This is a genomic window from Sphingobium sp. CFD-2, from assembly GCF_024611135.1.
Classification (GTDB): domain Bacteria; phylum Pseudomonadota; class Alphaproteobacteria; order Sphingomonadales; family Sphingomonadaceae; genus Sphingobium; species Sphingobium fuliginis.
This window is the reverse complement of sequence record NZ_CP084405.1, coordinates 2,216,539-2,235,510: the sequence shown is the minus strand read 5'-3', so window position 1 is coordinate 2,235,510 and position 18,972 is coordinate 2,216,539. Positions and strand designations below refer to the sequence as shown.

The following is an 18,972-nucleotide window of genomic DNA, read 5'->3' as shown; positions in this document are numbered from 1 at the left end:
CAGGCGCTCGCAGCCTTTCAGTCCGGCATTTCGAGTCGCCTCGGTAACACCCGCCGCGACAACTTACAGAAAAAGCGCTGACGGGGGAAGCGTTTGGGAAATTGCGGGGTGCGAGCGTCGCCAGCGCCTTTTCCGGCTCGGGCCTTCACGGTCGATTGACAGCGCCTGCCATTGCGGCGAAAAGAACAAACAGGGAACGAATATATGGCTGAGTCGGTGAAGACCCTCGCCGCCCTCAGGCGGCATATCGCATTGCTGGAGGGCGTTCCAGCCTCCCAGCCCCATGCGCGGGTGGAAACCGGCTATGCGCCGCTCGACCTGGCGCTGGACGGCGGTCTGGCGCGGGGTCGGGTGCATGAATTCTTCGCCGCGACAGAGGAAGGGGGGGCGGGGGCTGGGCTGGCCCTGATCCTCGCGCGGCTGGCGGCGGGGGAGGCGCCCCTGCTCTGGCTGCGCACGATGGCGGCGGGCCGGGCGGGGGGCATGCCCTATGGCCCCGGACTGGCCGCATTGGGCATCGATCCCGCCCGGTTGCTGATCGGCGCGATGGCCGATGACGCCATGCTGCTGCGAGCGGCGGTCGACGCGCTGCGATGCCCCGCTTTGGGCGCACTGGTGGTGGAATTGCGCGGGCCGGCGCCCTTGCTCGACCTGACAGCCAGCCGGCGGCTGGCGCTGGCGGCGGAGTCGTCCGGCGTCACCGCTTTCCTGCTGCGGGTGGGCGGCGATCCGGTGCCTAGCGCGGCGGACACGCGCTGGCGCATTGCGGCGGCGCCCTCTCTGCCCGTGCCGGGAAACGGGCCGGGCAGAAGCGCCTTCGACCTTGGCCTGTTGCGACGGCGGGCGGGACGGGACGGGCTCGGCTGGCGGCTGGTCTGGGACAATGGCCGGGGCATGTTTGAAGGAAGTGGAGGTGGGCGCGATGAACGCCATGGCCTTGGACAGGATGGCAGCGGACGGGAGGGCGGAGGACGCGATGGGCAAGCGCCGCTATCTGGCGCTGTGGTTTCCGTTCCTGCCGATCGACCGGCTTCGGATCGCGCGGCCTGATCTCTGGGCGCAGGGCGAAGGTCCCGCAGCCGTCGTCGAACAGGTGCGCGGCGCGATGCGGCTGGCGACGCTCGACGCCGACGCTCTCGCGCTGGGCCTGACGCCGGGCATGACGCTGGCCGATGCGCGTGCGCGGGAACCGGACCTGCGCGTGTTCGATGCCGATCCCCATGGCGATCAGGACTGGCTGGAGCGGCTCTGCGACGGTTGTTCCCGCTACACGCCGGTTGCGGCGCTGGATTCACCCTTCGGTCTGATGCTCGACATTACCGGCTGCGCGCATCTTTGGGGCGGGGAGGGGATGCTGGCGCGCGAGGCGGCCGAACGGCTGGAGCGTCATGGCATGCGGGTGCGCCATGCCCTTGCCGGAACGGCGGAGGGTGCGCATGCGCTGTGCCGTTTTCCGGTGGGCGCGGCGGCGGACGAGGATGCGGCGCTGCGCCGCCTGCCGGTCGAGGCGTTGCGGCTGGAGGATGAAAGCGCGGTGGCGTTGCGCCGCGCGGGACTGCGGACCGTGGGCGATCTGGCGGCGCGGCCGGCGGCGGTTCTGGCGTCGCGCTTCGGTGAGGCGGCGGTGGACGCGCTGCACGCTTTGCTGGGATTGGGGAGGCGGCCTCTTGCACCCCGGCGGTCGCGTCCCGCGATCCGGATCGAGCGGCGTTTTGCCGAGCCGATGGGCAGCACCGCCTTTGCCCTCCGGACGCTGGAGGAGATGGCGGCCGAGGCGGGGGAGCGGCTCAGCGAACGCGGGCAAGGCGGTCGACGGTTCGAGGCGCTGTTCTTCCGCAGCGACGGCCTTGCCTTTCCCTTGCGGGTGGAAACCAGCCTGCCGGTGCGGGACGCGCCCGCTATCATGCGGCTGGTGCAGGAACGGATCGATGCGCTGTCCGATCCGCTCGATCCCGGTTTCGGCTTCGACATGCTGCGCCTCACCGTGCCGCAGGCGGAGCCGATGACGCCGACGCAACTGGCGCTGGAAGGAGGAGAGGCGCGTCGCGAGGAAAGCGTCGCGGCTCTGGTCGACCGGCTGTCGATTCGGGCAGGCCGGGCTCGCATCCAGCGGCTTCACCCGAAGGACAGCCATATCCCCGAACAGGCCCAGCTTGCCCTGCCCGCCGTGGAAAGCCGCGCCCCCATGAACTGGCCGCAAGAGGGGCAGGAGGGGGAGCCGCCCATGCGCCCGCTGCATCTGTTCGATCCGCCGCAGCCGATCGACGTGGTGGCCGAGGTGCCCGATGGTCCGCCCCATCGCTTCCGCTGGCGCAAGGCATTGCATGAAGTGACGCGCTATGAAGGCCCCGAACGCATCGCGCCCGAATGGTGGACGGCCAGGGACGGCGCGCTGGAGGGCGAGAGCGTGGGGCTGACCCGCGACTATTACCGGGTCGAGGATGCGCGCGGGCGGCGCTACTGGATATTCCGCAACGGGCTTTACGGCTCCGAAGCGGAACATCCCGGCTGGTACATCCATGGCCTGTTCGCATGAAGCGCCACGGCAAGGGTCCAGACCCGTCCAGGCCCAAATCCATCGACCGGCGTGAACTGAATGCGCTGGAGGCCGCGCGGGAAAAGGGGCGGCGCGGGTCGCGCGGCGAATCTCCGCCGATCGGGCCGGCAGAGGCGCCTCCCTTTGCCGAGCTGGTGGCGGCGACCAATTTCTCCTTCCTGCGCGGCGCATCCCATCCGCAGGACATGGTGGCGCGCGCCATCGCCCAGGGGCTTGTGGGCCTGGGCATAGCCGACCGCAATAGCGTCGCCGGGGTGGTCCGCGCCCATGTCGCGCGCAAGCGCTGGCCCGAACGGATGCGCGCTGCTTTGCTGGAGGCGCGCAAGGAAGCGGGGCAGCCGCTGGAACTCAGCGAAGAGGAGGAGCGCGCCTGCCGGACCGACCTGCGGCTGGTCGTCGGCGCAAGGCTGGTCTTCGTGGATGGAACGCCGGACATCGTCGCCTATCCCGCGACGCGGCGGGGTTGGGGCGAACTCACCAAATTGCTGACCGTCGGCAATCTCCGTTCGGTGAAGGGCGACTGTATCCTGCGCTATGAGGATCTGACCGCCTATCTGGACGATCTGCTGCTGATCGTGATGCCTGGCTCCACCGCCACCCAACAGACCGCGCATCGCAAGCCGGTGGACTATGATTATGACGACCGGCCCCCGAAGGAAGCGATCAGGCAGGGCCATCTCAGTCTTGTGCCGCCGCCGGCTCCGTCCGATCTGAAGGGATTGCTGGCGCGCTTGTCGCGTCTTGCGCCGCGCCGGGTCTGGCTGGCGGCGGCATTGGGGCGGGATGGGCGGGATGCGCGGCGGCTGGCGCAGTTCAAGGCCTTGTCCGTGGCGGCGGGCGTGCCTTTGCTGGCGACCATGGACGCGCTCTACGCCAGTCCGGCGCAGCGTCCCCTGCAGAATGTGCTGAGCTGCATTCGCGAAGGCACCGGCATCGCCAGGGCAGGGCGCCTGCTGGAGGCGAATGCGGAAAGGCATATCCATGACCCTGCCGAAATCGCCCATCTGTTCCGCGATTGCCCGGAGGCGGTGGCGGAAAGCGGACATTTGCTGAGCCGGGTGCATTTCACGCTCGACCAGCTTGCCTATGAATATCCCCATGAACCGGTGCCGGAAGGATGGACGGCGCAGCAATGGCTGGAGGAACTGACCTGGTCCGCCGCCCATGCCCGCTATGGCGCGCGTCTTCCCCTGAAGGCCCGCGAGACACTGGAAAAAGAATTCGAACTGATCGCCAAGCGCAACTATGCCTATTATTTCCTGACCGTGCATGACATCGTCGCCTTTGCCAGGACCAAGGGCATCCTTTGCCAGGGACGCGGATCGGCGGCGAACAGCATGGTCTGCTTCCTGTTGGGCGTGACATCCATCGATCCGCTCAAGCACGACCTGCTCTTTTCCCGCTTCGTATCCGAAGATCGCAACGAACCGCCCGACATCGACGTCGATTTCGAACATGAGCGGCGCGAGGAGGTGATGCAATATATCTACGAACGCTATGGCCGTCATCGCGCCGGGATCGCCGCGACCGTCATCCATTACCGTTCGCGCAGCGCCGTGCGGGAAGTGGCGAAGGCGCTGGGCCTTAGCGAGGATGTGTCGGCCCGCCTCTCCAGCACGGTGTGGGGCAGTTATTCGAGCGACATGAACGATGCGCGGATCGTGGAGGCGGGCTTCGCGCTCGACAATCCGCAGATCGCGCAGTTGAAGGCGATTGTCGACCAGTTGCTGTCAGAGCCCTTTCCGCGCCATCTTTCGCAGCATGTGGGGGGCTTTGTGCTGACGCAGAACCGGCTGGACGAGACGGTGCCGCTGCATCATGCGGCGATGGAGGATCGCAGCTTCATCGAATGGGACAAGGATGACATCGACGCGCTCGGCCTGATGAAGGTCGACGTGCTGGCGCTGGGGATGCTGAGCTGCATCCGCCGGGCGTTCGACCTGATGCGGGAACAGGGGCTGGGCGATCACCAGCTGACGGTCGATATGGAGGCGGCGGACGAAACCGTTTACGACATGCTGTGCAAGGGTGACAGCATCGGCGTTTTCCAGGTGGAAAGCCGGGCGCAGATCAACATGCTGCCCCGTCTGAAGCCACGCTCCATCTATGACCTGACCGTGCAGGTGGCGATCGTTCGTCCCGGGCCGATCGAGGGCAATATGGTCCATCCCTATCTGCGGCGGCGATGCGGGGATGAGAAGGTCGAATATCCCCGGCCGTCCCCCCATCATGGACCAGCCGATGAACTGGAGAAATTGCTGGGCGAGACTTATGGCGTGCCGCTGTTCCAGGAACAGGCGATGAAGCTTGCGATCACGGCGGCGGACTTCAAGCCGACGGAAGCGGATGCCCTGCGCCGCGCCATGGCGACCTTCCGCAATGTCGGCACGATCCATCATTTTCGCGAGAAGATGATCAGGGGCATGGTGAAGCGCGGCTATGAGGCGGAGTTTGCCGAACGCTGCTTCAAGCAGATCGAGGGTTTCGGCAGCTACGGTTTTCCCGAAAGCCATGCCCTGTCCTTCGCGCGGCTGGTCTATGTGTCGGCCTGGATCAAATGCCATCAGCCGGCGGTGTTCGCCTGCGCGCTCCTCAATTCGCAGCCCATGGGTTTCTACGCCCCGGCCCAGATCGTGCGCGATGCGCGGGAGCATGGCGTCACCGTGCATGATGTCGATGTGAATATGAGCGGGTGGGACAATGCGCTCGAACCGCTGCTGCGGTCGCGGGATGACGGTCGGGGCGAGGGGGCGGGGCGGGCCCTGGCGCTGCGCCTTGGACTGCGGCAGGTGGATGGTTTTCGCGAGGATTGGGCGAAGCAACTGGTCGCGGCGCGAAAGGAAGGGCTGTTTTCCACCATGGAGGATCTGGCGCGGCGGGCGGGATTGCCGGCGCGGGCCTTGCGGTTGCTGGCGGACGCCGATGCCTGCCGCTCGCTGGGGAAGGACCGGCGGGCTGCCCTGTGGGAAGCGCGACGGACGCCTTCGGATGAATTGCCGCTGTTCGCCGCCGCCAAGGCCCAGGAACTGGGGGAGGAGCCTGATGCGATGCTGCCTGCCATGGCTTTGTCCGAGCATGTCGAGGCCGATTATCTGGTGACGCGCCTGTCGCTCAAAGGGCATCCGATGCAATTCCTGCGCCCGATCTTCGAGGCGGAGGGCGTGCTGAGCTGCGCCCAGATTTCGGCGGCGAAGAACGGAGCCCTGGTGAAGACGGCCGGCGTGGTGCTGGTGCGGCAACGGCCGGGCAAGGGCAATGCGGTCTTCATCACCATCGAGGATGAGACGGGAATCACCAATATTCTTCTATGGGCGCGATTGTTCGAAATGCAGCGGCGTCCGGTCATGGCGTCGCGGCTGATGCTGGTCGAAGGGGAAGTGCAGCGCAGCAAGGAAGGCGTCGTCCACCTGATGGCTTCCCGCGTGCATGACAGGACCGCGGAATTGTCACGGCTTTCGCAAACGGATGTGCAGGAGTCTTCCCGCACGCGCCAGAGGCACGCTTCAGGACATCCGCGCAATGTGCGGATATTGCCGCAATCGCGGGATTTTCATTGAGACTGAAGGGTGGTTGAGCTTGTCGTTCCAGAGAGGAGAGAGGCGAGAAAATCTCAGTTATTTCAAAAATAAATAGAAATATTTCACAATATATTATAGTTTATCGGTATTATTTCGAATATAGATGCGAAAATAAATCAATTAATTTCTATCTATATTGATATAACTAAAGTTATATACTATTCAATATAACTAATTTATGTTGGAAAATCATATTTCATTAACCCATAATATTTAAAACCCCGCCTGTGATCTGGAGCGATGCTCCACGCAGGAAGGGAATGGGAATGTTCGGCAGAGCGGTGGGGCGGTTGCTGCGGGACAGGACGGGCAATGTCCTGATGATGGCCGCAGCCTCCATGCCAGTACTGGTCGGCGCGGCGGGCCTGGCGACAGACACGGTGCAATGGACCCTCTGGAAACGACAGATCCAGCGCCAGGCGGACAGCGCCGCGCTGGCAGGAGCCTATGCGGTCGCGCAGGGCTTCAGCGCGTCGGACAGCGCGACATCGGACATCAACCGCATGTCATTGGTCACCCTGACGCAAACCCCTACGATCGAAAATGCGCCGACGACAGGTTCCTATGCCGGCAACAGCAAGGCGGTTCGCGTGGTGCTGCAAACCTCGGCGGAGCTGCCCTTTTCGAAGATATTGGGGGTGAAAGCGCCGGTCATCTATGGTGAAGCGACCGCAGCCGTGGTCGGCAGCGGCGACTATTGCGTCGTCTCGCTCGAAAAGACGAGTGCGGTCGGCATCACGCTCCAGGGCAATGCCACGGTCAATCTGGGCTGCGGCATCGCCACCAATTCGCGGGCATCCAACGCCGTCTATGCAGGCGGCAGCAGCACGGTGACGGCGACGCCGGTGGCGGCGGTGGGCGGGCTGACGTCCAGTTCCAACTATGTCTCGCCGACCACGCTGCTGCCCTACAGCATCCCGGTGCTGGACCCCTATGCTGGGCTGCCTACTCCCAACGTATCCGGCTGTTCGGCCAAGGTCAGCGTTAACCCACAACAAAGCGTAGTGAGTCCACCATTGCAACCTGGCTGCTACAAGGGCTTCGACATCAAGGGCACGCTGACCATGGCACCCGGCGTCTATTATGTCGACGGTGGCACTTTCGATGTGGGCTCGCAGGCGGTGATCAACGGCACCGGCGTCACCATCATCCTGACCAGCAGTAACGCAGCCAATAACCCCAGTTCCATCGCCAACGTCAATATCAATGGCGGTGCGACGCTCAACCTGAAGGCGCCGACGGACCTCAGTGACCCTTATCATGGCGTCCTCTTCTATCAGGACCGGCGCGCGCTGGATTCGGGAACCAACACGATCAACGGAAATGCGAGTTCCGTCCTGCAAGGCGCTTTCTATTTTCCGGGCCAGGCGATGTCATTCAGCGGCACATCGGGCATGACCACCGACTGCGTGAAGATGGTGGGCAAGCGCGTCACCTTCATCGGGAACAGCAATATCGTCAATCAATGCAAAGATACGGGAGTCGATAAATTCACAGCCACGCTGGTGAAGCTGGTGGGATGATGAAGCGGCTTCTCTCCGACCGATACGGCAACAGCACCGTCGAACTGGCGATCATCATGCCGGTCCTGGTCCTGCTGACCTGCATGGCGGGGGATGTCGCCATGGCGTTCAAGGCGAAGATCGGGCTCCAGCGCGCGGCGGAGCGCACGGCGCAACTGGCGGCCGCGGGCGGCTACACCAACGACACCACAGACACTTCGAAGGCCTATAATAATCTGGCCGCAGACGCCGCTGCGGCAGCCGGCGTTCCAACCGGCAACGTCACCGTCACGCCCACGCTGCTCTGCAATGCCACTGTGCAGACCGCCAGCCCGGAGGTTCCTTGCCCCGACGGCCAGCAGACGAAGCGCTATGTCGCGATCAGCATTTCAGGAAGCTATACGCCGATGTTCGCGAAACTTGCCCCCGGCAGCAGATGGTCGTCCCAGGGCATCGCGCTCACCGGCTCGGCCTCGGTGCGCCTGCAATGACGCGCCTGATACGCGACCAGCGCGGCGCGGCGGCGATCGAATTCGTTCTCGCCGTGCCGCCCTTCATCATGCTGCTGATGGGCGCGCTGCAACTCGGCATCATCGCCTGCGCGCGCACCGGCCTGCAACATGCGGTCGACGAAGGCGCGCGCTATGCCAGCATCTTTCCCAGGCCCACCGACGCTGAGATCATCGCCAAGGTGAAGAGCCGTGAATTCGGCCTCGACCCGACCTACACCAACGATCCGACGGTCGTGCAGGGCACGCAATATGGCGTTTCCTACAGGGAAATCACCATGACCTATTCCCGGCCATTGAATTTCATCCTTTACCAGACCCCGGCCATATCGATCAGCTATACCCGGCGAGCCTATTAACGCCTCAACTGGCCCCGGATACCGGACGGGCTGTCGCACCCTGCTTCTGCTTGGAGAGGGGGCTGTGCAGGGGATGCCATCCCGCTTCCCCTGCACAGATTGTCCGCCATTCGCATGAAACTGCCGCGCTTCTTTTCCTCTTCCGCCTGCGACATGGCCATCGACCTCGGCACCGTCAACACGGTCATCTATGTGCGCGACCGGGGTATCGTCCTCAACGAACCCTCCGTCATCGCGATCGAGACGCGCGACGGCATCCGCAAGGTCAAGGTGGTCGGCAACGAAGCCAAGCTGATGATGGGCAAGACGCCGGCCGGCATCCAGGCGATCCGGCCGCTGCGCGACGGGGTGATCGCGGACATCGACGTGGCCGAGCAGATGATCAAGCATTTCATCGACAAGGCGCTGAACGGCGCCAACCGCTTCGGCCGCCGCCATGAAGTGGTGATCTGCGTACCGACAGGTTCCACCATGGTTGAACGCCGCGCCCTGCGCGACGCCGCCTCCAACGCGGGGGCCTATCGGGTCCAGCTGATCGAGGAACCCATGGCTGCCGCGATCGGCGCCGACCTGCCCGTCACCGAGCCGCGCGGGGCGATGGTGGTCGACATTGGCGGCGGGACGACGGAGGTCGCCGTCCTGTCCCTGCGGGGCATCGCCTATAGCAGCTCGGCACGGGTCGGTGGCGACAGGCTGGACGATGCCATCGCCTCCCACATTCGCCGCACGCATAATCTGATGATCGGTGAAGCGACGTCCGAACGTGTGAAATGCGAACTGGGCGCGGCGACCTCACCCGATGGCGAAGGCCGCCGGATGACGGTGAAGGGCCGCGATCTGGTGAACGGCCGCCCCGCCGAAATGTCGATCAGCGAGGCGGAAATCGCGGATGCGCTGTCCGAGCCGGTCGGCCAGATCAAGATGGCGGTGATGACCGCGCTGGAACAGACCGCGCCGGAACTGTCCGCCGACATCATCGAGGAAGGGATCACCCTGACCGGCGGAGGCGCGCTGCTCCGGCGTCTGGACGAAGCGTTGTCCGACGCGACGGGGCTGCCCGTCACGGTCGCGGACAAGCCGCTGATCTGCGTGGCCATGGGCGCAGGCCGGGCGCTGGAAGACCGCGCCTATGACGGGGTGCTGACGGTTTCTTGACATCCACCTGCCGTAAGTGACGGCGGGAATGGGGTGGAATCAGGACATTCCCCCTCCCGCAGGCGGGAGGGGGTTAGGGGGTGGGCTGGCGCGGCATCTGCGCTGTTTTGCAACGGCTAAGCTGGAAGCTCGCTACGCTCGCGCCCACCCCTAACCCCTCCCGCCTGCGGGAGGGGAATGTCTTGGATTGGCCAAACAGGACATGCCTCCAGGCCGCGCCTGTGCGTCGGGATTCTATTCCTCGCGCCCATAGGCGACCACGGTTTCCACCTCGGCCTTGTCGCCCAGCACGACGCCGACGCGCTGGTGCAGTCCGGTCGCCTTGACGTCCATGATCCGCTGATAGCCGTTGCTGGCCGCGCCGCCCGCCTCCTCGACCAGGAAGGACATGGGGTTCGCCTCATACATCAGCCGCAGCCGGGCCTTGTCGGCGTAGCGGTGATCGGCGGGATAGAGGAAGATGCCGCCCCGTTTCAGGATGCGATGCACATCCGCCACCATCGAAGCGGTCCAGCGCATGTTGTAATCCTTGCCCAGCGGCCCTTCGGTGCCCTGGATGCGTTCCTCTATGTAGCGTGCGATGCCGGGCGACCATTGCCGCCGACGCGCCATGTTGATGGCGAATTCGGCATTGCCCTGCGGCATCTGCATCGGTCCATCCGTCATCCGCCAGGAGCCGATTTCCCGGTCCAACGTGAATTCATAGACGCCGGTTCCGATGGTCAGCACCAGCAGCGTCTGCGGTCCGTAGATCGCATAGCCCGCCGCCACCTGCTGCGTGCCCGGCTGAAGGAAATCCTGTTCCGTCACCTCACGGCCCGAACATTCCTCCGGCGCCTTCAGCACGGAGAAGATGGTGCCCACGCTCAGGTCGACATCGATATTGCTGGACCCGTCGATCGGATCGAACAGCAGCAGATATTCGCCCTTGGGGTAGCGATTGGGGATGCGATGGATCGTTTCCATCTCCTCCGAAGCCATGGCGGCCAGATGTCCGCCCCATTCATTGGCGTCCAGCAGCAGTTCGTTGGCGATGACGTCCAGCTTCTTCTGGACCTCCCCCTGCACATTCTCGCTACCCAGGCTGCCCAGCACTTCGCCCAGCGCACCCTTGGACACGCTGTGGCTGATCGTCTTGCAGGTGCGCGCAACGGTTTCGATCAGCAGGCGCAATTGCGGCGGGATGGCATTGGCCTCGCGCTGCTGCTCGATCAGGAAGCGGGTGAGGGTGACGGACTGCATAGGCGGTTTACTCGCTCAAGAGAATATGGCGCGCCGAACGCACGCCATGCATGGAACCAGGGAATGCCGTAGCGGCCAGACAGGCGTCGGAAAAGCGCCAATTCGTGACGCCCCTGTGACGAAGGACGACCCGTTCACGCTTCGAGACTGGCCGCGACCTCTGGCCCATGCGCGAATAGCGTGGCATCCCGCACCTGTTCCGGCGTCGGCCGGATGCCGGTATAGAGCGCGAATTGCTCGACGGCCTGCAGCACAATGACCTCCCCGCCGGAGATGATCGCCTTCCCCGCCGCCCGTGCGGCGCGGACGAACGGCGTATCCACCGGCTGTGCCACGACGTCGAAGGCGATGTCGCAGGCGGCGATAAAGTCGGCCGGAAAGGCCATCGCCTCGCTATCCGGCCCCTCCATTCCAAGCGGCGTCACATTGACGAGCAGGGGCGCGCCCGTATCGGGCAGGGCGGGCTGCCATGCATAGCCATATTGTTCCGCCAGCGCTCGGCCCGCCGCCTCATTGCGGGCGACGATGGTGCCCTTGTCGAAGCCCGCGTCCCGCAGCGCCGCCGCAACGGCCTTCGCCATGCCACCGCTGCCGCGCAGCAGAAAGGGCTGGGGGTTTGCGATCCGCCGCTCCAGAAGGTCGCGAACCGCCACGAAATCCGTATTGTAGCCGGTGAGGACGCCCCCGTCATTGACGATGGTGTTCACGCTGTCGATGATCCGCGCCGATTCCTCCAGCCGGTCGACAAGCGGGATCACGGCTTCCTTGAAGGGCATGGAGATGGCGCATCCCCGGATGCCCAATGCCCTGATGCCGCCGATGGCCGCGGGCAGGTCCGTCGTGCTGAAAGACTTGTAAACATAGTCCAGTCCCAGCAGTTCGTAGAGCCGGTTGTGCAGGCGCGATCCCGCATTGCCGGGCCGTCCGGACAGGGACATGCACAAGCGGGTATCCCGCCCAATGGGTGGTTTCATAAGCTGATGGTCTCCTCGCGCATGGCCTAGACAGCCACCGGCATGGGATCAATGACGAGAGCGACCATCCATGCCCTTTGTCCGCCGGATCGGCGCAGGAGCGCTTATCCCCCCAGCACCGCCGGCACCAGCGCCGCGACGCAGATGCCCAGGCTCCATTGCAGGGCACGCCGCACGCGGTACCGCTCCGGCAAGGCGGTGCTCAGGACCACCAGCACCGCCAGCGAAAGCCAGAAGATCGTCTTGAACGGCGCCGCATTGCCGATCCACAGCCGTGCCAGCAGCGTCAGGGCCAGGGCCAGTCCCGAACCCCAGACGATCGCGTTCCACCCGTTGCGCAAGCGCGGTTGCCGGTAGCCGCGCCGCTCCCGCTTGCCGAGCCAGATCGAAGTGCCCGTCGCGATCACCACGCAAAGCGCTCCACCCAGCAGCAGATAGGCGATCTTCACCGGCAGTCCGCCATAATTGCCGAAATGCAGATTATAGGCCGACGCCGCCACCTGCTGTCCCGTCGCGCCGTCCGCCAGGCCGACCGTCCCCAGAAAGCGCCCGGCCTGATCGAAATTATAGGTTTCGCCATAGACCAGCCGTCGCTGCGGCAGGGCAAGCACCTGTAGCTGCTGCCCCGCGGTTCCCGGTTCGTGCATGAAGACGTAGATCGGACGCACCTCCGGAAAGCGGGCGGTCATCGTCTGCAACGCGGCGGCCACGTCCGCCAACGGGGCGGGCTTGGCATTCGGCTTGCCCTCAGCGCCGAAGATCGGCGCATAGGCCGCCTCCATATCGCCCTTGTAGAAGCCTTGCGCCAGTCCATAGACGTTGATCGATCCCAGGCCGATCATCGCGCCGGTCAGGGCGATCGCCAGCGCGAAAGGCAGGGTCCACACTCCCAGCCTGTTATGCCAGTCCGCCAGCCCGAGGCCACCCCGGTCCCGCGCCCGCAGGCGGAAGGCATCGCGGAAGATGCGGGGATGGGCGATCAGGCCAGTCAATGACAGGGCGATGGTCATCACCCCCAGTCCGCCTACGATCGTCAGGCCGACCATGCCGGGAATGTTCAGCGTATAGTGCAGGTTCAGCAGGAATTCGGACCATCCGTTCAACTCCTTCGCGACCACCCGTCCCTGATCGTCGACATGCACCGCCTGATGGTCGGTGGTGACGGTCGTGCGGGGCAGCGCGTCGGTCGGCAGATGGACGTAGAGATGCTCGGTCGCTTTCCGGTCCTTCTCGCTTGCCAGCACGGAAGCCACGGCGCGTTGCACCGCATCGGGCGCGATCCGCTGCATTTCCGGAGCATCGGGCTGCTCGGCGCGTTGCCATTCCTCGTAGAACACCGTCACCGTGCCGGTCAGGCAGACGATATAGAGCAATGCGCTTGCCAGCAGGCCGATGGCGGCATGGGCGGACAGGCCCCGTTGGACCAGCGTTTTGGACAGGCCAAGGTTCATGGCCGGACCATCCACAGCATGGCCAGACCCAGCAGGGCAGGGGCCGTCAGCAGTCCCACTTGCCGCCGCCGTTGCGGCCAGAGCAGGATCAGCATGGCCATCACCGCCCAGAGCAGCGGCATCAGGAACAGCATCAGCACATTGCCGTCGGCCTCATGCGCGCCCAGCGCTCTGGCCGTGCCCCGCGCCGCCAGTCCCAGGATCAGCGCCACCAGCATCGCACCCGGCACGCTGAGCAGAAAGCTGACCATCCGCCCGCCGATGCGCAACGGCTCCTGTCCTTCCGGCAGCATATGGGCGCGGCGGTTGGAGGCGCCGGTCTTGCCAGGTGGCGCGGTCGCGGCGGCAAGGGCCAGGCAGCAGAAGGCCATTGCCAGCGCGGCCAGCGTCACCATGGCAACGCCCCAGGCGCCGCCTCCCGCCATTCCCATCGTCAGGGCAAAGGCGAGCAACCCCCAGGCAGCAGCGTTGAGCGGAGCCGATCGTAGCGCCCTGCCCCATGAGAAGCGCAGCAGGCACACCGCCGCCGCCGCCAAAAGCGCGCTGGTCCAGAGCAGAAGGGAAGGCTGGTTCACCATCATCCTCAATAATCGAAGCGCAAGGTGCCCATCACGCTGCGGGGGGCCGCGTAAAAGGCCTGCCCCCACATCAGGCTGCCCAGATATTTGCTGTCGGTCACATTGCGCACATTGATGCTGGCGGTCAGCCTGTCGATGGGCTTGATGCTGGCCATCAGGTCCAACACCGCATAATCCTTCTGCCGGATGTCGCGGCCGACCGTGCTGTCGAGGGTGCTGATGTCGCTCTGCCACCGGAACTGTGCGCCCAGCTTCAGGTCGCGCCACTCGGGAATATGATAGGTGCTGGCAAGTTTCAGCGACTGACGCGGCAGGTAGGTGCGGGCGCGGTTCCCGGCCTGATCCTGGATCCTGAGGCCCGTATAGCCGCCGCTTACCGACCAGCGGTCCGTCACGCGGCCGGTCAGCTCGATCTCGAAACCCTTGGCCGTGGTGTCGACGCCCGCATAATAGACGTCGCCCACCTGCCCCGGATCGCCCGCGCCGAACACGCCGGCCTGCTCCGCGAGGTTCTTCTGCTTCGCGCGGAAGAGCGAGGCGCTGGCATAGAGCCGCTTGTCGAACCATTCGCTCTTGATGCCGCCCTCCATGCTGCTGCCCTTGGCAGGATCGAGCCGGCGGTTGGTGATGTCGACCTTGTCCTGCGGATTGAAGATGTCGGTGTAGCTCGCATAGAAGCTGATGTTGGACGTGGCGTCGAACACCAGGCCCAGATAGGGGCCGACCGCGCTGTTCTTGCGATACTGGTCCGTGCCGTAGGATGCGCCGGTAGTCTTGAGCCAGAAGGCGCTGGCGCCGACGACCGCCTTCAGCCTGTCGGCCAGATTGGCGTGCAGCGCGCCATAGGCCCGCGTCAGCCGGTCCGTCACCTCTTCCTCCAGGCTTTCCTGCGTGAAGTCGGGTTCGATCAGCGTGGTGCGGTTGAACGCCCATTGGGCAACAGCGGGGTAGGCGACGGCAGCCAGCCCGCTTTGCTCATATTCGCGGCCGTCGGTCCTGCCGGTGGAGAGGCCGAAGGCGAGTTGATGCTCGCGCCCGAACAGCGTCACTGGGCCGGAAGCGTAGAAATCGCCCAGATACTGGTCGGAGGGGGAGCGATATTTGCCCGCCATCCCCGTCACGCCGACGCCCGTCGCCGCATCGGGATAGCCATAGGCGTAAAGCAGTTCCGCCCCCGAACTGCGATGATTATAGGTGAAGCGGCCGCGGGCGTTCCAGCCATTGCCGAAAGCATAGGCCAGTTCCGCCCATGCGCTTTCGTCGCTGACGTTCCAATAGGTCCAGTCGGCCGAAGTGCTGGCCGAACGCGGATAGGCGATCCGATCGCCATTATCGTCGAGCAGCGGCAGCGCGCCCCACAACACGCCGTCCGCGTCATTGTCCTGCCGGGTATAGCCGGCCGACGCCCTTAATTGCGGCGTGATCTCCCAATCCAAGATCGCGCCATAGACGTTGCGGTCGACATGATTGTAGCGGAGGTGGTTGTCCCTGTCCTCATGGGCGAAGATCAGCCGTGCCGACAGCGTGCCCGACGCATTCAACGGGCCCGAAATATCGGCTTCCACGCGGCGGTCGTCCCAGCTTCCCAGCATGGCGGAGAGGGAGGCCTGCAATTCCCTGGTCGGCTTCTTGCGGACATAGTTGATCGTGGCGGACGGATTGCCGACCCCGGTCATGATCGCATTGGCGCCGCGAACCACCTCGACATTCTCGAACAGGATGGTGTCGAGGTCCCCGAACTGGATGCCCCAGCGCAAAGGCAGGCCGATGCCGTCGACCTGGAAATTGGTGATGTCGAACCCCCGCGAATTATAATAGGTCCGATCGGTCTCCACCCGCTCCACATTGATGCCGACCATCTGGGTCAGCAGGTCGTTCACATTGGTCAGCGCGAAATCCTGGATTCGTTCGCGGTCGACGACGGTGATCGACTGCGGCGTTTCGCGCAGCGTCAGGGCAAGGCCGGTGGCCGATGCATTCTCATCCGTGATCGTGCCCGTGACGACGATATTGTCTGCCTCCGCCAGCACGTCGGCCTGGGCGGGCGACGCCCAGCAAGCGGCAAGGACAGGGGTGAGCAGAACGGAACGGAAAGCGATGGACATGCGGACGGACCCTTTTTCTTGCCGGATGCAGCCGGCAGAAAGGGCCTTATTGCTCATAATAATGCAAGTCAATCGCAATAAATATATGAATATAAGTCGTGCGTCTCCTTTTCAGACGACGCTTTGGGTGGAATGCCGTGCCTTGCCGCACGGCATTCCACCTGCACGATTCACTTCGCCCTGGCGGCGGTCACGATGATCTCGACCTTGTAATCGGGGCTGGCGAGCTTCGCCTCGCCCGTGGCGCGGGCGGGTGCTTCGGCATCCGCGATCCACGCATCCCACACCGCGTTCATCTCGGCAAAGTCGTTCATGTCCGCCAGCCAGATCTGCGCCCTCAGCATATGGTTCCTGCTGCTGCCCGTGCGTTCCAGCAGGGCGTCGATCTCGGCCAGCACGGCCCGGGTCTGCGCCGTGACGCTCTCGCCGGGCGCGCCGATCTGCCCCGCCAGATAGATGGTGTCGCCATGAATGACGGCCTCGCTCATGCGCGGGCCGCGATCGATGCGGGTGATGGTCATGGGAAAGGCTCCTTTTCGGTTATGAATAGCGGCTGATCGCAAGATCGGCGGTTTCGATCCGGGGCCTGCCCCCGCCGATGATGTCCGCGATCACATGCCCCGACCCACAGGCCATGGTCCACCCCAATGTGCCATGCCCGGTGTTGAGGAAGAGGTTTGGGACTTTCGTCGCCCCGATGACCGGCGTGCTGTCCGGCGTCATCGGCCGCAGCCCGGACCAGAAGCTGGCGCCGCCCAGATCGCCTGCGCCCGGAAAGAGCGAACCCACCGAATATTCCAGCGTATCACGCCGCGCCCTGGGCAGCCCTTTGGAATAGCCCGACAGTTCCGCCATGCCGCCCACACGAATACGGTCGCCCAGCCGCGTGATCGCAACCTTGTAGCTTTCGTCGAGCAGGGTCGACACCGGCGCCCTTGCCTCATCGACGATCGGAACGGTGATCGAATAGCCCTTCACCGGATAGACCGGCAGCCTGATCCCCAGCGGGGCCAGCAGCTGCGGGGAATAGCTGCCCGTCGCAACAAGATAGGCGTCGGCCACGACATGGCCCCTGTCGGTTTCGACATGGCTGACCTTTCCATTGTCGACGGCGATCCTTCCGATGGTCCGTCCGTTGAGGAAGGTCACGCCCTTCGCCTTCGCCATGTCGGCCAGCGCGTTGGTGAATTTGAAGCAGTCGCCGGTTTCGTCATTGGGAAGCCGCAGGCCCCCGGCCAGAGGCACGCCGCTGCCTGCCAGCCCCGGTTCCGCCGCGATGCAACCTGCCGCATCCAGCACTTCGAAAGGCACTCCGTCCGCCTTCAGCACGGCGATGTCCTTCGCGATGCCGTCAAGCTGCTTCTGCTCGCGGAAAAGCTGCAAGGTGCCCCGCGACCGCTCATCATAGGCGATGCCGGTTTCGCGCCGCAGGTCGATCAGCCGGTCACGGCTATATTCCGCCAGGCGCACCATCCGGCTCTTGTTGATGGCATAGGCGCGTTCGTTGCAATTGCCCAGCATCGCCACCATCCAGCGTAGCATGGCCATGTCCATCCGCGGCCGCAGGATCAGCGGGGCGTGCTTCATGAACAGCCAGCGCAGCGCCTTCATCGGTATCCCCGGCGCAGCCCAGGGGGAGGCATAGCCGGGCGAGATTTCTCCAGCGTTGGCGAAGCTGGTTTCCAGCGCCGGCCCGTCCTGCCGGTCGATCACCGTCACTTCATGCCCGGCCTGTGCCAGGTACCAGGCGGATGTGACGCCGATGACGCCGCTGCCCAGAATGGCGACCCTCATATGGCGACTTTCATGGCGTGATGCTCCGCTTGTGCCGGATCGCGGCCATCCCGTACGGAGCGGTGATAGCGATGCCCGAGCTGTGTCAGTATTTCATAGGCGATGGTGCCGGCGTCGGCGGCGACCTGATCCACTGTCTGATGAGGCCCCAAAAGTTCCACCAGGGCGCCAGGATAGAGGAGCACATCGGGCACGTCGGTCACGTCCAGCGTGATGCTGTCCATCGAAACCCGTCCCGCTATCGGCGCGCGATGGCCGTCGATATAGGCGGAGCCGCCGTTGCCCAGGTGGCGAGGCCAGCCATCGGCATAGCCCACGGCGATCGTCGCGATCTGCGTCGGCCGCTCGCAACGGTAGGTGAGGCCATAGCCGACGGCTGCGCCCGCCGGGATGTTCCGCAACTGGATGATCCGCGCGTCCAGCGAGACCACCGGCCGCATCTCCCGGCGCTCGCCCTGCGGGGCTCCGCCATACAGCGCGATCCCGGCGCGGACGATGTCGAAATGATCGGCGGGCAGGAAGCTTCCGCCGCTATTGTCCAGCGAGCGCGGCACGCCGGGGAAATTCATGCTGAACGCATCGAATTTCCGGCGTTGCATCGCGTTGGAGGGGGCATCGGGATCGTCGGCGCAGGCGAGGTGGCTCATCAGCAGGCGAAGGTCCACGCCCTCCAATCTTTCCCGCTGGGCAAGCAGAATGGCGACCTCCTCGGGCGGAAGGCCGAGCCTCGACATGCCGCTGTCCACCTGCAACGCAGCGGGCAGGGTCCGCTCCAGCGTGCGTGCCGTCCTGGCCCAGCGCCCGATCTGGTCGAGCGAGTTCAGGACCGGAATGGCGCCGATGGCTGCGCACTCGCCTTCCGCGCCAGGTTGCAGGCCGTTGAGGATGAACAGCACCATTCCATCGCTCAGCATGGGTCGGAGCGCCATGGCTTCGCTGAGATGCGCGACGAAGAAGTGTCGGCACCCGGCGCCGATCAAGCTGCGCGCGACGAGGTTCGCGCCCAGGCCGTAACCGTCCGCCTTGACCACGCCGGCGACGGTGGCGGGGGCGACCTGCCGCTGGATTGTGCGGTAGTTTTCGACGAGTGCATCAAGGTCGATGCGAAGCACGGCTCCGGCGGTATCGATGGACTGCATATGTGCCCCCTTTTGCAGGGAGGGTAACG

15 protein-coding genes are annotated in these 18,972 nt (G+C 64.8%); 7 read left to right on the top strand and 8 right to left on the bottom strand.

Annotated elements, in window-relative coordinates:
- Positions 1-204: 204 nt before the first annotated feature.
- The 7 genes from LDB29_RS10965 (at position 205) to LDB29_RS10935 (ending at position 9,660) form a co-directional block, all read left to right on the top strand.
- Positions 205-1,050, top strand: coding sequence for an ImuA family protein (locus tag LDB29_RS10965; protein WP_025551703.1), 846 nt, complete (start codon positions 205-207; stop codon positions 1,048-1,050).
- On the top strand, positions 947-2,536 hold the full coding sequence (locus LDB29_RS10960; RefSeq protein ID WP_037484011.1) for a DNA polymerase Y family protein: 1,590 nt from the start codon (positions 947-949) through the stop codon (positions 2,534-2,536). Before LDB29_RS10965 ends, LDB29_RS10960 begins: the two co-directional genes overlap by 104 nt.
- Positions 2,533-6,114, top strand: coding sequence for an error-prone DNA polymerase (locus tag LDB29_RS10955; protein ID WP_099185658.1), 3,582 nt, complete (start codon positions 2,533-2,535; stop codon positions 6,112-6,114). Before LDB29_RS10960 ends, LDB29_RS10955 begins: the two co-directional genes overlap by 4 nt.
- 287 nt (positions 6,115-6,401) lie before the next feature.
- The gene (locus LDB29_RS10950) at positions 6,402-7,658 is read left to right on the top strand and encodes a pilus assembly protein TadG-related protein (protein WP_025551706.1); all 1,257 of its coding nucleotides are present in this window, start codon (positions 6,402-6,404) and stop codon (positions 7,656-7,658) included.
- Positions 7,655-8,128, top strand: a complete 474-nt coding sequence (locus LDB29_RS10945) for a TadE/TadG family type IV pilus assembly protein (protein WP_025551708.1) — start codon at positions 7,655-7,657, stop codon at positions 8,126-8,128. Before LDB29_RS10950 ends, LDB29_RS10945 begins: the two co-directional genes overlap by 4 nt.
- On the top strand, positions 8,125-8,505 hold the full coding sequence (locus LDB29_RS10940; protein WP_025551710.1) for a TadE/TadG family type IV pilus assembly protein: 381 nt from the start codon (positions 8,125-8,127) through the stop codon (positions 8,503-8,505). The genes LDB29_RS10945 and LDB29_RS10940 overlap by 4 nt, the downstream gene beginning before the upstream one ends.
- Positions 8,506-8,619: 114 nt before the next feature.
- Complete coding sequence (locus tag LDB29_RS10935) at positions 8,620-9,660, top strand: rod shape-determining protein (RefSeq protein ID WP_025551712.1); 1,041 nt, start codon at positions 8,620-8,622, stop codon at positions 9,658-9,660.
- Positions 9,661-9,894: 234 nt separating this feature from the next.
- Here LDB29_RS10935 and LDB29_RS10930 read toward each other — a convergent pair whose 3' ends face one another.
- From LDB29_RS10930 to alr, 8 genes are all read right to left on the bottom strand, one after another.
- Positions 9,895-10,902 (bottom strand): class 1 fructose-bisphosphatase, encoded by a 1,008-nt coding sequence (locus LDB29_RS10930; RefSeq protein ID WP_025550243.1) that lies wholly within the window; start codon positions 10,900-10,902, stop codon positions 9,895-9,897.
- Between the two features lie 134 nt (positions 10,903-11,036).
- The gene (locus LDB29_RS10925) at positions 11,037-11,876 is read right to left on the bottom strand and encodes a shikimate 5-dehydrogenase (RefSeq protein ID WP_025550241.1); all 840 of its coding nucleotides are present in this window, start codon (positions 11,874-11,876) and stop codon (positions 11,037-11,039) included.
- A gap of 104 nt (positions 11,877-11,980) precedes the next feature.
- Positions 11,981-13,327, bottom strand: coding sequence for a PepSY domain-containing protein (locus tag LDB29_RS10920; RefSeq protein WP_025550240.1), 1,347 nt, complete (start codon positions 13,325-13,327; stop codon positions 11,981-11,983).
- The gene (locus LDB29_RS10915; RefSeq protein ID WP_128830806.1) at positions 13,324-13,902 is read right to left on the bottom strand and encodes a hypothetical protein; all 579 of its coding nucleotides are present in this window, start codon (positions 13,900-13,902) and stop codon (positions 13,324-13,326) included. Before LDB29_RS10915 ends, LDB29_RS10920 begins: the two co-directional genes overlap by 4 nt.
- 8 nt (positions 13,903-13,910) lie before the next feature.
- Positions 13,911-16,010, bottom strand: coding sequence for a TonB-dependent siderophore receptor (locus LDB29_RS10910; protein ID WP_257554172.1), 2,100 nt, complete (start codon positions 16,008-16,010; stop codon positions 13,911-13,913).
- Positions 16,011-16,180: 170 nt separating this feature from the next.
- On the bottom strand, positions 16,181-16,531 hold the full coding sequence (locus tag LDB29_RS10905; RefSeq protein ID WP_025550234.1) for a RidA family protein: 351 nt from the start codon (positions 16,529-16,531) through the stop codon (positions 16,181-16,183).
- 19 nt (positions 16,532-16,550) lie between these two features.
- Positions 16,551-17,804: a D-amino acid dehydrogenase gene (locus LDB29_RS10900; protein ID WP_025550232.1), complete on the bottom strand. Its 1,254-nt coding sequence runs from the start codon at positions 17,802-17,804 to the stop codon at positions 16,551-16,553.
- Positions 17,801-18,943: an alanine racemase gene (alr, locus tag LDB29_RS10895; protein WP_099185659.1), complete on the bottom strand. Its 1,143-nt coding sequence runs from the start codon at positions 18,941-18,943 to the stop codon at positions 17,801-17,803. Before alr ends, LDB29_RS10900 begins: the two co-directional genes overlap by 4 nt.
- Positions 18,944-18,972: the final 29 nt, after the last annotated feature.